Origin of the sequence: uncultured Dysgonomonas sp., assembly GCF_900079725.1 — a bacterium.
Classification (GTDB): Bacteria; Bacteroidota; Bacteroidia; order Bacteroidales; family Dysgonomonadaceae; genus Dysgonomonas.
This window is the reverse complement of sequence record NZ_LT599032.1, coordinates 4,747,612-4,763,813: the sequence shown is the minus strand read 5'-3', so window position 1 is coordinate 4,763,813 and position 16,202 is coordinate 4,747,612. Positions and strand designations below refer to the sequence as shown.

Here is a 16,202-nt window from a genome sequence, read left to right as displayed (position 1 = left end):
TTTTGTTCAGTGTTTATGCCGTTCTTTATGATACAATATAGCCCTTGTTTGAACCAAATACGTTATTTTTCTGTTCTAATTAGTATTAATTCACATTTTTGCTATTACTATTTCTTCCCTTGTTCCGGAAGAAATACATTGTCAGGAATATCTCCGGATACTCCAGCAACTTTTAATTATTAAAAATCAAAAAGATGAAGCTTATTATTATATCTAACAGGTTACCACTCAAAATAGTTGAAAAAAATAACATATATAAAGTAATATCCAGTCCGGGAGGATTGTCTACAGGCCTCGATTCTTTGAATATGAAGATGGAAAAACACTGGATCGGCTGGCCGGGAATGTACCTCGATGATTGTAAAGAAAAAGAAATTATAGATAACCAGCTAGAAGGGCAAAACTTTCATCCGGTCTATTTATCCCCGGAACAAATAGAAAACTACTACGAAGGATACAGCAATAGTGTACTTTGGCCGCTCTGTCATTATTTCTCCAACTATATGCACTACGAAAACAAATACTGGGAAGCTTACAAAGAGGTCAATAATTTATTTTGTGAAGCAGCTCTGAATATTATAGAACCTGGAGATATTGTATGGATACAGGATTATCAGTTGATGTTATTGCCCAAAATGATACGGGATAAAGTATCCGATATCAGCATCGGGTATTTTCATCATATTCCTTTCCCCTCTTACGAACTGTTTCGTGGTTTACCCGAAAGAGCTGAAATACTGAACGGACTATTAGGCGCAGATTTAGTGGCGTTCCATACTCACAGTTACATGCGTCACTTCATAAGTGCTGTTTACCGGGTATTGAAACTGGATTGTAATCTGGATGAAATACAAATGGACAGGCGTGTAGTAGATGTGGATGCTTTCCCAATGGGTATCAACTATGATATGTTCCACAATGCTCTATTGAATCCCGATATAAACAAAAATGCAGAAGAGCTCAGGGCGAGCTTCGGCACAGGCAAACTAATCCTATCTGTAGACAGATTAGACTACAGTAAGGGAATTATGATCCGTCTCAAAAGCTTTGAAGAGTTTCTGGACAATCATCCTGAATATGCAGGTAAAGTTTCATTGGTAATGATTGTAGCCCCTTCCCGCGACAATGTGGATATTTATGCCGAACTAAAGAAGGATATAGATATGAAAGTGGGAGCAATCAACGGGAAACATTCAACGATCGACTGGACTCCTGTCTATTATTTTTACCGGGCATTCAATTTCGAAGAACTGGCTGCCCTTTATCATATAGCAGACATAGCTCTGGTGACCCCGCTACGGGATGGAATGAACCTGGTTGCCAAAGAATACCTGGCGACTAAAAGAAATGAGCCGGGCGTTCTTATTCTGAGTGAGATGGCAGGCGCTTCCATAGAATTGTCAGATGCTATTATAGTGAACCCTACAGATACCAAAGAGATCGAGAATGCAATAGTACAAGCCTTGGAGATGCCTGTGGATGAACAGCTGGAAACGATAGCATCTATGCAGGAAGTCATATCTACTCAAACAGTCAATCAATGGGCTAAGGATTTTATAGAAGAACTGGCCGACATAAAGTCTAAAAACGACGCATTGCAACAAAAGATAGTTGAAAAAACAAACTTTGATATTATTAAACAAGCATATGATAAAGCTCAAAACAGGCTGATTATACTTGACTATGACGGAACATTATCGCCATTCAGAAAAGAGCCGATGCAAGCATATCCGACACCCGATTTGCTCAAAATATTGGAAGAATTAAGTACCTATCAGGGAAATCATGTAGTTATAAGTAGTGGACGCGACAAACAAACTCTCGATAAATGGCTTGGACATCTCTCAATAGGACTAGCTGCCGAACATGGCGCCTTTTATCGAGAAGGCGGGGTATGGTATCAATCTGCCCAGAAAGTAGAATGGGATGAGGAGATACCAAACATAATCAAACAAACTGTAAAAAGGACCCCACGTTCGAAAATGGAGGTAAAAGACACGGCACTGGTGTGGCACTACCGGAATGTAGACATCTGGCTTGCCGACCTGCGTGTCACCCAGCTCATTAATGCTTTACTGAACCCTTGCGCCCGTCGCAATTTACAGATAATGAAAGGAAATAAGATAGTAGAAGTAAAATACGGAGATATCAGCAAAGGTTCGGAGGCAAGAAGGTTGATCGAGAAAGGAAGCTACGATTTCATAATGGCTATAGGAGATGATACCACCGATGAAGAAATGTTTCTGGCATTACCGCAAGATGCGATAACAATTAAAGTTGGCCAGAGTTCTAATGCAGCATTATACAACCTGCCGACACAAGAACAAACCGTATTATTTTTGAATAAACTGATGAAATAAAAAAAGGACCGGCTACATCTAAGTATCCGCCCCCTGATCTTTTTTTTATCTTCGGACTCCTGTCCGGAAATCCATTTTAAATAGCTACAGGCAATACTTTACCTGTCAGCTTTTGAATATCTTTAAGCATCGGACGCTCATCCTCAGCACAAAATGTAAGAGCCGTACCACTATGACCGGCCCTCCCTGTACGTCCTATACGGTGCACATAGGTTTCAGGAACATCCGGCAAATCGTAATTGATAACCAATTCTAACTGATTGACGTCTATTCCGCGGGCAGCAATATCGGTGGCAATAAGTACACGGGTCTTATGCGATTTGAAATTTGCCAAAGCTCTTTGACGGGCATTCTGAGATTTGTTCCCGTGAATGGCTTCACTGCCAATCCCCGCTTTACAAAGCAAACGTGCTATCTTATCGGCTCCGTGCTTCGTACGGGAAAATACCAGAACCGATTGTTTCTTATCTTTTTTCAGTAAACTGATAAGCAAATCTTTCTTATCCTGCTTTTCTACAAAGTAAACACTTTGCTCGATCACATCCACTACGGACGAAACCGGAGCAACTTCCACCCTTACAGGATTTCTTAATATAGAACGCGAAAGTGCAGCTATGGCCGGAGGCATTGTTGCCGAGAAAAATAAAGTCTGCTTATCTTTTGGCAGTTTGGGCAATAAACGCTTTATATCATGTATAAAACCCATATCGAGCATACGGTCAGCTTCATCGAGTACAAAGTGAGTTATAGCATTCAGGCTAATAAAGCCCTGATTCATTAAGTCCAGTAATCGTCCGGGTGTAGCAACGAGGATATCAATTCCTTTATGCAGTTCATCTGTTTGAGCCTTTTGCTTCACTCCGCCGAATATCACACAATGGCGTAATCCTGTATACAGGGTATATTCTTTGATGCAATCGTTAATCTGAATTGCAAGTTCACGCGTGGGGGTGATAATCAATGCCCTTATTTCTCTTTTTCTGCCGCTTATTTTATTCTGATACAAATGTTGTATAATCGGAATTGAGAATGCTGCCGTTTTACCCGTTCCGGTTTGTGCCAGGCCAAGCATATCTTGATTTTTGAGAACTACGGGAATTGCATCTTCTTGTATAGGAGTAGGATTTGTATATCCTTTTTCTTGTAGAGCCCTTAATATCGGCTCTATGATATTTAATTCTTGAAATGTCATCTAATATTCAGTCTGCTCTTCTAGCAGTCATCTTTAATTTATAATTTACAAAATCGTGGGGGAAATAACTATAGGGTAGAACCAACACAAAAATTGTTTTTGCGCCACAAAGATAAGACTAATAATCGATTTAGCAATATAAACCTGACTTATTCACTAATACCTCAGGCTTGCCGGATCAGAAAAAATTAAATAATATTTCAATTAAGTTTGAAAAAACCACCAACAAAATTAGTAGATACTTTAGCACCCCGCTCCGCTGTCGCCGTTTTAGGATCAATACGATAAATATAAACGCCTTCATCCTTTATCTTTACAGGGAAATAAACGTATCCGCCATCAACCAAGACAGAAAAACGGCGTCCTCCATCTCCATCATGCACAGGGATTTCCGGTATCTGTTTAAACGACTGGTTATTGAGATCTATTATATAGCATGCCAGCGATTTATCTCCCCATCTATCGTTTGCAGTCTGCGGATTGATAGTACTAACCTCGGCAAATACCAGACCCTCGCCAATATACTTTACATGGGCTGGTTTCAATCCTCCCGACTTAGTCTCGAAATCGAAGAAATAATCATCGAATTCTGTCGTACCTTCCGGTATACGCAAGAATCCGGCTTTCTTCGTGCTCTGTGAATATCCGTTGGCAATGGCAGAATTAGACATGATGTACATGTCACCCGATTCTACCTTGAATATACCGTTATGAGCATACCACGATCCGGCCGGGCCAGTACGCGTATCTTTCATAACCTTGTCTAAGGTCATTTCGGGATAAGAATATACAGCAACATAAGTGGTATCGGTATATTTGGTCTCATAGGTCTTCGGATTCATATGGAAATAAGTCATATAAATCTTATTACCAGTCATACACAGTCCTGTAATACTCGGCCATTCGAATTGTGATATGGGCGCTATCGAAGCAGTCTTACGGCTCGTAATAGCAACACTGTTAATATCAACATTATAAAACGTTATATTACTTCCTTCTTCAGCATTACCGGGAATTTCTACCCCCATCATACTATTATTGTCAATCTGTGTAAATGCAGCAAGAGACTGATTGAAGGTAAATTCACCTTTTTCAAATAAGTAGCCGTCTCCTCCCCTCACTACTCCGGTAGTATTGGTAACACCAAGACCGCCTACACAAAAAATAGTTTGGTTACCCTGCTCATAATCATGGAATCCGCTTTGCTCTATTCCTTTCCCTACTGCATTGATGTTCCCCGACATAAGGTCTTCTGCAGTAACAAGATAATAGGCGGTTGTCCCTCCGGATGTAATACCCAGACTCAAGACATAAGGAGCAAAAGGAATTTCTTCAGTGCCAAATTCATCGTCGTCACATGCCGAAGTAAATAAGACGATGCATCCTACGATTATATATGCTGTAATTTTATTTATATATTTCATCCTCGTTTTCATTAAGTAAATCTGATTGTATAGTTTATTTCAGGAAATAACGGAATTTCAGATTAAATGCCCTACCCGGCTTCTGCAATCTGTAGTTATCATATAATTTTTCATCCGTGAAATTCGTACACTCCAACATAACGCTATAACGTCCGTTTTGCATAGTATATCCCAGGGAAATATCATGTGAAGTCTGTTCGGGGATCACATCCTTGGTCGACTTTGCCCCAAGACCGGGAAAAGACAGATAATATTTCCATACATAATTGATCGAATAGTCTAATGACAACTCCGAATCTTTTAGCCCTATATTCTGAAACTGCACGCCTATATCTCCATGACCGAAAAAATACGGAATATTAGGCAGGCGGCGCTTATAATTGAGATTCTCGGATTTTCCGTTTCCTACATAAGTACCTGTGTTCTCTTCATACTTCTGATTATCCTTTATGTCCTGATAAGTAACATTAGCACCTGCATGGAGGCGGTTTTTCCATTGATACTTTATTCCGCCCTCTATACCTTTGGTAAGCACCTTTCCCATATTCTTATAACCGGTTACGGCAGAAGCCTCTGTCAGGTCTTTTAATATAAAGTCTTTTGTATCCCTGTATATAAAGTTACCTTCGAGGAAGATAGTATGTTCTTTTAGATTTTGTTCGAAGATGAAACCTAGATTCGCATTATTACTACTCTCCGGTTTCAGATCGGGATTACGCAACTGATTAAGTCCGTCACCAAACATTTCGGTACTTTCCGGCAGGCGGTAAGCCTTTTCATAAGAGAGTTTAGCCTGTAATTTGGGTAAAATAAAATAAGTAAATGCCGCTCCGTAGCCAACATTTGTTTTATCATCATCTACCTTATCAAGCCTTTCATCTGTCATATACTGATTCACTATCTTATAAGTAGAACTGTTTGTACTGTATAGTTTAGTGAAGACATTGGCATTCCATTTGTCATATTTTACCTGCCAGCCCAGACCGGTTATATTCTTCGTCAACTTTTGAGGTATCTTGTTCGATTCATTGTCAGGATCCACTTTGTCATGAATTTTCCGATTTAAAGAAGAAAACACATGATTCAGCGTAACGGACTGATGATTATCTATCATATAGCTGATATTGGCATTGGCTACCCATTCCCTATTCCTTATTTTAGAATCGGTATAGGAATTAGTTCCCCGTTCGCCCTTTGTATCGGAAGGCTCCCATTCGCCCAGCCAATTATAGTTGCGCGCCAGAGTGTCTATACTTAATGAGTTGACCATACTGTATGCTCCATAGAATGAAGCGGATAAGCCTTCAACAAACAGATCATCCTTTTTGTAGCGGATAGACGGTATCATCGACTCACTTTTCGATTTTACACCACCATATACAGCATCTATCACAGCACCGGTTTGTACATCTTTATCGTTCTTGGAAAGTATTACTCCTGCTAATAAATAATCAGCATATGATTTATTGGTTATCCCTGTTTCAAATTTTATTCCCATCGACTGGTAATCGTCATGAAAACGCTTCACCCATCGTTCTTCAATTGTTTTTCCGTTACTCAAATCCTTAATAGGTGCAAATACCTTATAGTCGTTATCCGAGTAATTGAAGAATGTATTGGCGCGGACAGTAAAGCCTGTTTTCAGGTCAGTATAAGCTCCATTCAGAGATATCCGGTGCGTATTAAATGACCCGATAGAGTATGACGCGTCCAGATAGTTGGCATCTTTACGACTGATAATATTCACCGCTCCACCCAAGGCATCGGCGCCTAAGCTTACAGGCAAAACTCCTTTGTAGACCTCGATACGCTCAGCCATATTCACAGAGATATTACTCAAATTGAATGATGAGCCGAAGTTATCCATCGGAACCCCATCCAAAAAGAATTTCACTTGATTTCCTGAAAAACCATTGAGACTGAAATTGTAGTTAGATCCTACACCTCCATCTTCCCGGATACGAACACTTGAGATATTACTCAGCATCTTACTCAAGGGAGCCACAGTATTGTACGATTTTTTCAGGTCGACCACAGTTATAGCATAAGCCTGCTCCTGTTTCTGACGGGCTTCGGTTTTCCCTTCTATAGCCACTTCTGTTAATTCGACAGAATTATCTATTTCGATATCAGGAATACGGGTTGTTCTATTTACCTCTACCAAAACCTTTACTCTGGTCGTCTTAGCCCCCACACCAGATACTACAATAGTTTGATTTCCTGAAGGTACATTGACCAACTTAAATTCTCCTTTCTCATCTGTATATTCACCAATAGAAGTTCCTTCTACTGATACAGCTATTGAGTAAGCAGCTTTTTTCTGTGCGTCCGCGACACGTCCGATGATAGTTCCACTTTTTGATTGCTGGGCCGATATATTTAATGTATTGCTTATCAAAAACAATAAAAGCAAGGAGCAGAAAAGGTTAGCTCCGGACAGTTTGTTACTCATTGTCGTTTTTAGAGTCTGTTTTAATTATGTACAAATATTATTCTTAAAAGAACTTGTCTCTCATTTTAGAACGCGTAAAAGTAATATACAGCCTCTCTCTGCACAATCGCCATAAATAGGTATTTATAGTAAATTTAATACCTAAATAGTATGAGTGTTAATTATGAATAAGTCACAACACCAGCATTGATTTCATAATAAGTTAACTCCAATCAAAAAAAATAGACCTATTTGGGGGATTTATCTAAATATTATACTAATTAATAGTTATTACATTGAATATTCTTCTGACGGAATTTTACTTACTCTTTTTTGAAATAAAATCGTTAAAAAAAGAATCTCTGTAAATATTTCCGATTGCAATTTCATATGTTTTGAGGAAAACATCGTTATTATCAAAAGAGTCAATTTTGTTGATATTTACGATATATGATCTGTTCACTCTCAGAAATATCGCTTTAGGTAATAGTTCATGCATAGTCTTCAGGTTAAGTTTCGTGATTATACGTTGTCCGTCAAGCTGGATGATTACATAATCCTTCAATCCTTCTATAAAAAGAATATCCGAAAGATTTACCTTAAAATACTTCCTGTCGGATTTCACAAATATATATTCATCTTCAACGTTTTCCATACTCTTCTTTTCTTCCGAAATTAATAGTATGTGATATGCAATAGCCTTATCAACAGCTTTCCTGAACCGCGCGCCCTCGATTGGTTTAACTAAGTAATCAATGGCCTCGACTTCATAACTATCCAGCGCATATTCCGAATAGGCTGTTGTGAAAATAATTAATGTACTTTTACTTACATTCTTCGCAAATTCTATTCCGGTAATTCCGGACATCTGTATATCAAGGAAAATCAAATCAACCGGATTGTTCAACAAAAATAGAGAGGCAGCTTCAGCGCTATTGAAACTATCCAGGAGTTCCAGTTGCGGGACTTGCTCTACCAGATTTTTCATTCCTTTGCGAGCTATCGGCTCATCATCGACTATAATACATTTCATATTCCGTGTAATTTTAATATTTACAATAAATTCAGTTGAAGGTTTACAGTATATGTTGTGTCTGTAATGTTTATTTCCAATGTATAATTTTTAGCATACAAAAGATCTAAGCGACGGCGAATATTTATTAGTCCCAATCCTCCGACTGCCCTCTCCTCCGGTTTCTTCGGTTTTGAGTTTTCACAAATAAAGTATAAATAGTTATGATCTACATTGAAGTGTAAATGCACATAGGAAGCGTTATCGCTATCCGAATTATGCTTCACTGCATTTTCCACAAACGGGATAAATAATAACGGCGGAACTTCTATTGCACCTATATCCCCTTCTTCCGATATTGTATAATCAAAGTAATCGCGACGTGTTTTTTCCAAATCAAGAAATCGTGTAAGAAATTGGATATCAACACTCAGAGACACTTTATCTTTCGAACTGTCATCTATCTGGTAACGTAACATGTCTTCTAGCTTTGTTAGTATTTCCGATGCCGTATCGGGATCTTCATCCACCATAATATTGGCATTATTAAGCATATTAAACAAAAAATGCGGATTGATTTGACTCTTGAGTATTTTCAGTTCAGAATCGAGAGTGGCAGATTCCAGCTCATCTATATGCTTATTATAGATTATCCAATTTTTTAGTAGATAAAATGCTGTCGTACCCATAAATAACAGAGCGAAAGCTACTATTGCCGATGAAATATTAAGTATATCAATAGAAAGCACTTGATTTTCTGTTTCCACCAGGTTGTCTATTTTAAAAAAATATTGCTGCACAAATAATATACAAAATAAAGTAAGGAATACCATAAATATTAGCGAAAGCAGATATAATAGGAACCTGTTTTTCAAGAGTAAATAAGGAACAAAAATATATAAGTTAGCATATATTGCACAGGCAAACACCAGCATGTAGATTATCCAACCCTGGAACACGCTGAAATGAGTTGTATACTCTTTAGGTATATACCAAACAAAATTGAGTGTAATTACCGATATGATAATGAATAATAATATATGCCTGCAAATTCTGAAACGAGAATCTACCAGAAGTGCAGGCACTATGTCATTCGTGATTTTGAATATCTTCATTTATTCTAAATTCAATTCTAGTTTTATCATGCTACTTTCGCTTCCGGTGGCGATAATATTTAAAGAATATTTGTCAGGGAATAAAAGATCCAGACGTTGTCTGATATTTGACAAATCAGGATTATTTACTGATACTTCATTAGTACTGTTACACCAAAAGTAAATAGTATTATTAATTACCTCAAAACGAACCTGTAATAGATTATTAATTGTCCCCTTTGATATATTACTAATGCTATCTTGAACAAAAGGTATAAATAAAAGCGGGGGAAGGAATGTCCTGTTAACATTTCCGTCTATTACAACTTCGAACATGAAGTCATCACAAAACAAGTGTCGTAAATTCAAATAATTCTGGATAAAATTTATTTCCGAATTCAACAAAACCTTATCTCTATCGCAGTCGTATAATTGATAACGGAGTATCATACTCAATTTCATCAGCATTTCATTGGCTTTCTTCGGTTCAGATTTTACTAAAACACTTGTACGATTGAGTATCTTAAATAAAAAATCAGGTGTTATCTGATCTTTCAGTTGTTCCAATTCCGACTGTATATGTTCTTTTTCGAGACGGGAAATGCGTTGATTATCTATCACCCAATGTTTAATTAATACACTGACAGACGCCCCTGCAATACACAATGTAATTGTTATGAATGTAGACAAGATGTCTATTAACATTGTATTCTCAGGGTTGAAGATTGAAGTCGGTGCAGGGGCTGTTCTTAAATATAATAAAGCGAGATATTCAAAACTATACTGGACCATCAGCAACGAAGCCATTGATAATAACATAAAGGTCAAGAACGAAATATACTTTTTCTTTAAAAAATATTTTGGAATTAAAACAAATAAATTGAAGTATCCAACTGCACAATAAGATATCATGTAAATGATACAAAGAAAAAATATACCTGATCTGTTTTTAACTACACCGAAATCGAATACACTAAATGCTTGGTTCATTGATATAATTGAAATGCTCAATATCAATATGAAGTGTCTCCATATCCGAAATTTAGGATCGATGAGAAATCTGTACAAAGCTGAAGATTTGTTCCTATTTGTATATAACATCATATTAAAAAAGATCATCTATACTGCTAAGTTAAAAAAATCAAGCACTCACATTGTTAAAACCGGAAGTTAAAAATTTATTTTATAACTTATATTCGGTATTGAAGTAGAACCACTTTTTTTCTCTATTACATCTGTCTTATAGTTATATTCATGTCCATAATACTCTTTGGCTTCTGTCAGATTTATCGTTTTTATGGCAAATTCGTGTGATATTTTTTTCTTATTGATTTTATAACTAATTGTCGCATTAGCAATAAACATAGGAGAATATTGCTTAGAAAAGGCCTTATTTTCATCATATTGCACTTCTTTATCCGGATGATTCATTGTAGCTTCTTCATTAATAGGAGAATAACGGTCTCCACCTTGAAGTGTAAATTTAAGATTAACACTTAGTATATTTTGTTTATTGCCTCCCAACATCCATTCTTTACCAATCAGTGTATTTAGTATAAAACCTCTGTTAAACTTCGTATTGTGCCAAACTCCGTCTCCACCGCAATATTTAGAATTAAAGACCGAACCTGTGATCATGTAGTACAACCCATTTATAAGGTACTTTTCCAATGTGATATCTACGCCGACATTACGCCCCTTACCTTTGTTCACTAATGCATTTTTTACATAAAACTCATTTCTGTTCAGTACAGAATATGAACTGTCGGTCATAACCGGGACATCATATAGGTGTTGAAAATAAGGCTCTATTCTTAGGTTCATGTCATTAGATATTTTATAATTATAGGTGAGCATGATATGGTGAGATTTTGTAAAATCCAGATTTTTATTAACCAATTCATCTCCAGTCTTATTTGTTTTTGCAAAATAGACATCCATCTTCTCCATACGGCTATGTAACCCATAGGCTAGAGCAAAAGACGATTTAAAACCTGTCTGCCATTTCATTCCGATACGAGGCTCTATAGTCCAGCTATTGTTTAAAGTAAGTATCTGCGCATCCACCCCCAAATTTAGTAAAATCTTATCGTTTAATGCCAGCGATGAGCTGTTGTATCCGGATATAAGTTCAGTATTGCCTTCCCCTTTTGTGATATTCTCCATCGGCCTATCTATAAAAGGGGATAGATCCATACTCATATCATAGAACATTTTAGTGAATGTAAATCCAGTCTTATTCGTAAATTTCTTATTGAATTTACGGTTAAATGATGTCGTAAAAATAAGGTTAGTATTGCTTCTTTTCATTTTCATATATGGAGTATGGTTCATTCCTGTATCAAAAATATCCTCCCATGCATCATGGTTAAAGTAAGTCGCTGCTAAAGTTGTTTTCCACTGGGTACTATTATCAAAGAAATAACGATGGCTTATACCGACAGAGACCATATTTTGTTTCGCTGTAGATTTTTTTGCATCATCATTTTTTTCCCATTTACCAGGATCTTCCTCAAAATCTGTTACGATTTTATCAATTAAACCTGTTCCCCAGACGGAAAATATACCCACTTTCTTTGTTGGAAGATTTACTTTAAAGTTCAAATCCTGATAGTCCAAATCTCCACCTAAATCCAAAAGAGATGTTGTTGAATAGCGATAATTGAAAATATATGATGCATTATGCCTCTTACTTAATGGACCTTCTGAAGCAAAATCGATCCCCAATATCCCGAGTTGGAATGTATTTTCATATTTCCGGTTATTTCCGTTTCTCAGCTTCATATCAAATACTCCCGACACGGCATTATTATATTCGGAAGGAAATGCACCAGTGAAGAAATCCGAGTTGCCTAGTACATTACTGCTCAAGGAGGATAATATACCTCCTCCTAATGTGGAAATATCTGCGAAATGATTTGGATTAGGTATCTCGACTTCTTCCAAACGCCATTGCAAAAGATGCGGGGCATTCCCATGAATGGATATACCATTGTTCGATACACTCGGCGACACTCCGGCAAAAGAACCAACCAAACGTGCCGGATCATCCATTCCTCCGGCATAACGACTTGCTTCTTCTACGCTAAGCATCCGGGCTCCTGTAGTAGCCATTTCGTTAAGCGGTAGTGTTTTATTGGTGGGGGAATAAACCACAACTTCATCCAGTTCCTTTATATTCTCTTTCATTTGTATCTCCAGATAAACCTCTTTTGCCGAAGTAATCAATATTTCACGATAAATACCCGGCTCATACCCTACAAATGTAGCTTGCACCGTATGCCTGCCCACAGGTACATTATTCAGGACAAACTTACCATCTTCATCTGCTGTAACTCCAATTTCAGGTTTGTCAAGAAGCCCGATGGAAACATAAGACAGGGGGGCACCCGAGGCCCTGTCGGTTACAATACCGCGTATCGTCTGGGTTGGCACCCCGTTAGTCTGGGCTGATATGCCAACTGAATATAATAGACAAATAAGTATAGTAATAATTGATTTTGAATTGAGATGCATAGCTCTTAGATTTATATAGTTATTATTAGTTATCTTTTTTACTTTTGATGAAACTCATCACTTTGTATATCTTATCAAAAGCATTTATTGCCCCGCCTGACTGAGATAGTTCATTACTGAAAATCACCTCAAAGGAGTCCTGTACCTTTTCGCACTCAGTTAAGTTAACTCCGGACATCTCTGAGATTTTGATTATTGTTTCTTTCTTATTCATAATGGTTTTGTTTTTGATTCTGATACGAAAGTAGGGTTTGATATAAGGCGGAATTTGAATGGTAGATGAAAGAGTCCTTCTTGTATACGAACTGAAGAATTAAGTATACCAAGACATTTATACTTTCCTTGAAAGCACACTTCACATAATCTTTATTGAACAAAACAGCCTATAATAAATCATCAACCACTTCTTATCAATGCGAATCAGTAGTCGAGATTAGTAGCTTTTAACTCACCGACACTTCATCAAACATTATCTGATCAATACTTAAAAAAGATTTCGCTAAAAAGGTTACCTCCTATTCTTACCCACACTTTAAAATATGTAGTAAATGGGAATACCCAATAGCCGAGCCCCAAGATATGGTAGAAGTAAATATTTTTTCAGCTGAAAATAGCTTTTGGACGTGGAAAGTCGAAAATCTGATTAAACATATATAAAATCAAATAAATGGTTTGGATAATACATATAAAATAGCTTATTTTGTTCTAATGAACGGTTACAAACAATGTTTTAAAATTTAATTTACGTTATGCATTTGATAGGATCCCTAGATTGTACAAATCATAAGTAATAACTATTACATAACAGTTATTGGAGATATGTGTCCTTATTTGTCCATTTTTTCCATAGATGGAGAGGCTGTAATGTTTTATTCCGCATAATTTTATATGAAAAAGATCTTAATACTAGCTACACTGATAGCATTAACTTCGCCAATGACAATATGTGCTCAGGTGACGATTGGATCAGCATTAAACCCCTCTCCAGGGGCAATATTAGATCTTAAAGAAAATTCTAATTATGGTGCAAATTCTACGAGAGGGTTGGTTCTCCCCAGAGTTAAATTGACAGCAAAGAATGAATTGTTTCCTATGTTCAAGGAGGATCCAAACTATACAAGTATAGTAAAGGATGAACAAGATGCATTACACATAGGGCTTCTTGTATATAACTTAAACCAATGCGATGGCTTCGGTAAAGGTGTATATCAATGGGAAGGAAAGAGTTGGGTACCTTTACTTGGTGTAAAGGCTGGGATTTCTCCTCCTGATTTAACGTCTACTTACCCGGCGACAGAAAAGATAGACGACAATACTCTATTGGTTCATCTTCCAAGTGGATTGGATATACGAACTTTTCCTTCCGACAAAAAATTCAGTTTGCCTATTAACTGGTCAGACGCCACAAAAGGTAGCATGAACAGAACGGCTGTTGCAGCCTCAGCTTTTGGTGGTCTGAATTTTGTTAACCCAGATGATCATCCCACCTCGTGGACTCCTAATCCGGCAACCATCAGCCCCGTAACCTTTAATTTCCATCTAAATGACATGTCGGATATTATTACCAGCCGAAATGCGAATATCAGCGATCCGTTCAAAAGCCGGGAAACGATCCTGACATTTGAGCTTCCGGGAAATGAGTGTTATTCTGAAAAAGCAGTTCAGGTGAGAATGAACCAGACAAATTATCGGTTGGTAGTTAGCAGATATAGCGGCGAACTGCAAGAGTTTGGCTATCGCTTTCGCAACAGCACATCATTGAATCCTTCGGGTGCGGATTACTATCGTTTTTTATCAACTCCAAATAATGAGATAGAAGTTTATAGTAATCTGGTATGGAACAGAACTTATAGTACAACTACTACAGGAATCGTAGATGAAATCAATATTCCGGTATCGGATGGAAAGAACACCATCGACGGTACTTATCCTTTTGCAAAAACATATTTTCCTACTTATAATGTCAATATAGATGGAACGAGAGGAAAGGAAATCGGGGTGATTAATTTTACAGATGCCGCTTCGACAGCCCGTATGTACCCAGTGGAGGTACATCTGGTACAGTGCCGGTCTGGGGATTTCGATGCTCCTGAAAATGCACCAAACGACCCCTCTATGTGGAGTGACAGGGCATTGAGGCATACCGACGAGCAGGGAAAGCCTTTTTATTCGGCTTATTTTGGGAGCGCAGGACGTTGGATGACAACAAATCTTGCAACTACTGCCTATTCTGCAGGGAGCAATGGGACAAAAGAATTAAAACCCTATGTTGATATATCGACAGAATTACAGGATTCGGGAAATCCTAAGTACGCCTACCCTCAAAAAGGAGCAGTTAATTTTGATCCGGGAACAGTTTTGGATTGGGGTGCCACTCCTACTGATTGGCGCTGGGAAGAAGGACTTCTCTACAATTGGTACGCTGCGAGCGGACGCAATTACAACGCAACGGATAATACAGATGAAGCAAATACCACTCCCAACCAGCCAATACAGGGTATTTGTCCGAATGGATGGCATTTGCCCTCAGATGAGGAATGGCATGAGCTGGAGAAAGAAATTTATGAAAATATCGACAAATATGGCATGTATGATATGACAGATATTACAGTATGGAATACACATATTTCCTCTACCACTCCTGTGGGGTGGAATCCCTCCTGGAACACAGATATATGGTTCAGAGGCAATCCCATTGGGGATAATCATTTGGGACATGGAGCTGCCATGAAAGAAATATGCCCTATTTTAGATGGTAATTTTTTTGCTTATCAAATAGGCTCTCTAAATTATAGTAAAGAACCTAAATCGGGAGGATTCAGCGCTATAATGGTTGGCAGAATAACAGGTAAAGAGGATGGAATCAGCCCAGATATCATGTACCAGCAACATCGTGGATGGGATACAAATTTTTGGAGTTCTTCGCAATTTTCGGCAGATGATGCATGGGAACGGGCCCTGGCGATTCGGAATGGAGGCGTATCCAGAAGAAGTATATATAAAACGCGCTTACAATCAGTCCGCTGCAAAAAGAGTTCATTGTAATAAGAATTTGTCATAAAAGATAACAAATAAACCACTGTTTATCAAATATATTATTATAAATCATTAGTCAATAAAAGAAGCGACCAATGAGAAAGCAGCCTGCCAATTGATATTTGATTAGTAAAAAA

At 37.7% G+C, this 16,202-nt stretch carries 10 protein-coding genes; 2 read left to right on the top strand and 8 right to left on the bottom strand.

Translation table 11 applies throughout. The features are described from left to right. The first annotated feature begins 194 nt into the window (after positions 1 to 194). On the top strand, positions 195 to 2,360 hold the full coding sequence (locus tag QZL88_RS19415; RefSeq protein ID WP_296944204.1) for a bifunctional alpha,alpha-trehalose-phosphate synthase (UDP-forming)/trehalose-phosphatase: 2,166 nt from the start codon (positions 195 to 197) through the stop codon (positions 2,358 to 2,360). Positions 2,361 to 2,436: 76 nt separating this feature from the next. Here the strand turns inward: QZL88_RS19415 and QZL88_RS19410 are convergent, their stop codons facing one another. The 8 genes from QZL88_RS19410 to QZL88_RS19375 all read right to left on the bottom strand — a co-directional run bounded on the left by QZL88_RS19410 (position 2,437) and on the right by QZL88_RS19375 (position 13,243). Next, the gene (locus QZL88_RS19410) at positions 2,437 to 3,552 is read right to left on the bottom strand and encodes a DEAD/DEAH box helicase (protein WP_296944202.1); all 1,116 of its coding nucleotides are present in this window, start codon (positions 3,550 to 3,552) and stop codon (positions 2,437 to 2,439) included. 200 nt (positions 3,553 to 3,752) lie between these two features. Then, the gene (locus QZL88_RS19405; RefSeq protein ID WP_296944200.1) at positions 3,753 to 4,976 is read right to left on the bottom strand and encodes a DUF4374 domain-containing protein; all 1,224 of its coding nucleotides are present in this window, start codon (positions 4,974 to 4,976) and stop codon (positions 3,753 to 3,755) included. A 34-nt stretch (positions 4,977 to 5,010) separates the two neighbouring features. Further along, positions 5,011 to 7,428 carry a TonB-dependent receptor gene (locus QZL88_RS19400; RefSeq protein WP_296944198.1) on the bottom strand — a complete coding sequence of 806 codons (2,418 nt, stop codon included), beginning with the start codon at positions 7,426 to 7,428 and terminating at the stop codon, positions 5,011 to 5,013. Positions 7,429 to 7,726: 298 nt separating this feature from the next. Continuing rightward, entirely contained in the window at positions 7,727 to 8,440 is a 714-nt protein-coding gene (locus QZL88_RS19395; RefSeq protein WP_296944195.1) for a LytTR family DNA-binding domain-containing protein, read from the bottom strand. Between the two features lie 20 nt (positions 8,441 to 8,460). After that, positions 8,461 to 9,534: a histidine kinase gene (locus tag QZL88_RS19390; protein WP_296944193.1), complete on the bottom strand. Its 1,074-nt coding sequence runs from the start codon at positions 9,532 to 9,534 to the stop codon at positions 8,461 to 8,463. Continuing rightward, positions 9,535 to 10,218 (bottom strand): histidine kinase, encoded by a 684-nt coding sequence (locus tag QZL88_RS19385; protein WP_296944191.1) that lies wholly within the window; start codon positions 10,216 to 10,218, stop codon positions 9,535 to 9,537. Between the two features lie 465 nt (positions 10,219 to 10,683). After that, the gene (locus QZL88_RS19380; RefSeq protein WP_296944189.1) at positions 10,684 to 13,029 is read right to left on the bottom strand and encodes a carboxypeptidase-like regulatory domain-containing protein; all 2,346 of its coding nucleotides are present in this window, start codon (positions 13,027 to 13,029) and stop codon (positions 10,684 to 10,686) included. 25 nt (positions 13,030 to 13,054) lie between these two features. After that, positions 13,055 to 13,243, bottom strand: a complete 189-nt coding sequence (locus QZL88_RS19375) for a hypothetical protein (RefSeq protein WP_296944185.1) — start codon at positions 13,241 to 13,243, stop codon at positions 13,055 to 13,057. A gap of 674 nt (positions 13,244 to 13,917) precedes the next feature. Between QZL88_RS19375 and QZL88_RS19370 the strand changes: the two genes are divergently transcribed. Next, on the top strand, positions 13,918 to 16,074 hold the full coding sequence (locus tag QZL88_RS19370; RefSeq protein WP_296944181.1) for an FISUMP domain-containing protein: 2,157 nt from the start codon (positions 13,918 to 13,920) through the stop codon (positions 16,072 to 16,074). The last annotated feature ends 128 nt before the right edge of the window (positions 16,075 to 16,202 follow it).

Excerpts from the sequence above, each read along its gene's own strand:
- QZL88_RS19415 (WP_296944204.1), top strand. The coding sequence starts at position 195 with ATGAAGCTTATTATTATATCTAACAGGTTACCACTCAAAATAGTTGAA.
- QZL88_RS19410 (WP_296944202.1), bottom strand. The coding sequence starts at position 3,552 with ATGACATTTCAAGAATTAAATATCATAGAGCCGATATTAAGGGCTCTA.
- QZL88_RS19405 (WP_296944200.1), bottom strand. The coding sequence starts at position 4,976 with ATGAAATATATAAATAAAATTACAGCATATATAATCGTAGGATGCATC.
- QZL88_RS19400 (WP_296944198.1), bottom strand. The coding sequence starts at position 7,428 with ATGAGTAACAAACTGTCCGGAGCTAACCTTTTCTGCTCCTTGCTTTTA.
- QZL88_RS19395 (WP_296944195.1), bottom strand. The coding sequence starts at position 8,440 with ATGAAATGTATTATAGTCGATGATGAGCCGATAGCTCGCAAAGGAATG.
- QZL88_RS19390 (WP_296944193.1), bottom strand. The coding sequence starts at position 9,534 with ATGAAGATATTCAAAATCACGAATGACATAGTGCCTGCACTTCTGGTA.
- QZL88_RS19385 (WP_296944191.1), bottom strand. The coding sequence starts at position 10,218 with ATGTTAATAGACATCTTGTCTACATTCATAACAATTACATTGTGTATT.
- QZL88_RS19380 (WP_296944189.1), bottom strand. The coding sequence starts at position 13,029 with ATGCATCTCAATTCAAAATCAATTATTACTATACTTATTTGTCTATTA.
- QZL88_RS19375 (WP_296944185.1), bottom strand. The coding sequence starts at position 13,243 with ATGAATAAGAAAGAAACAATAATCAAAATCTCAGAGATGTCCGGAGTT.
- QZL88_RS19370 (WP_296944181.1), top strand. The coding sequence starts at position 13,918 with ATGAAAAAGATCTTAATACTAGCTACACTGATAGCATTAACTTCGCCA.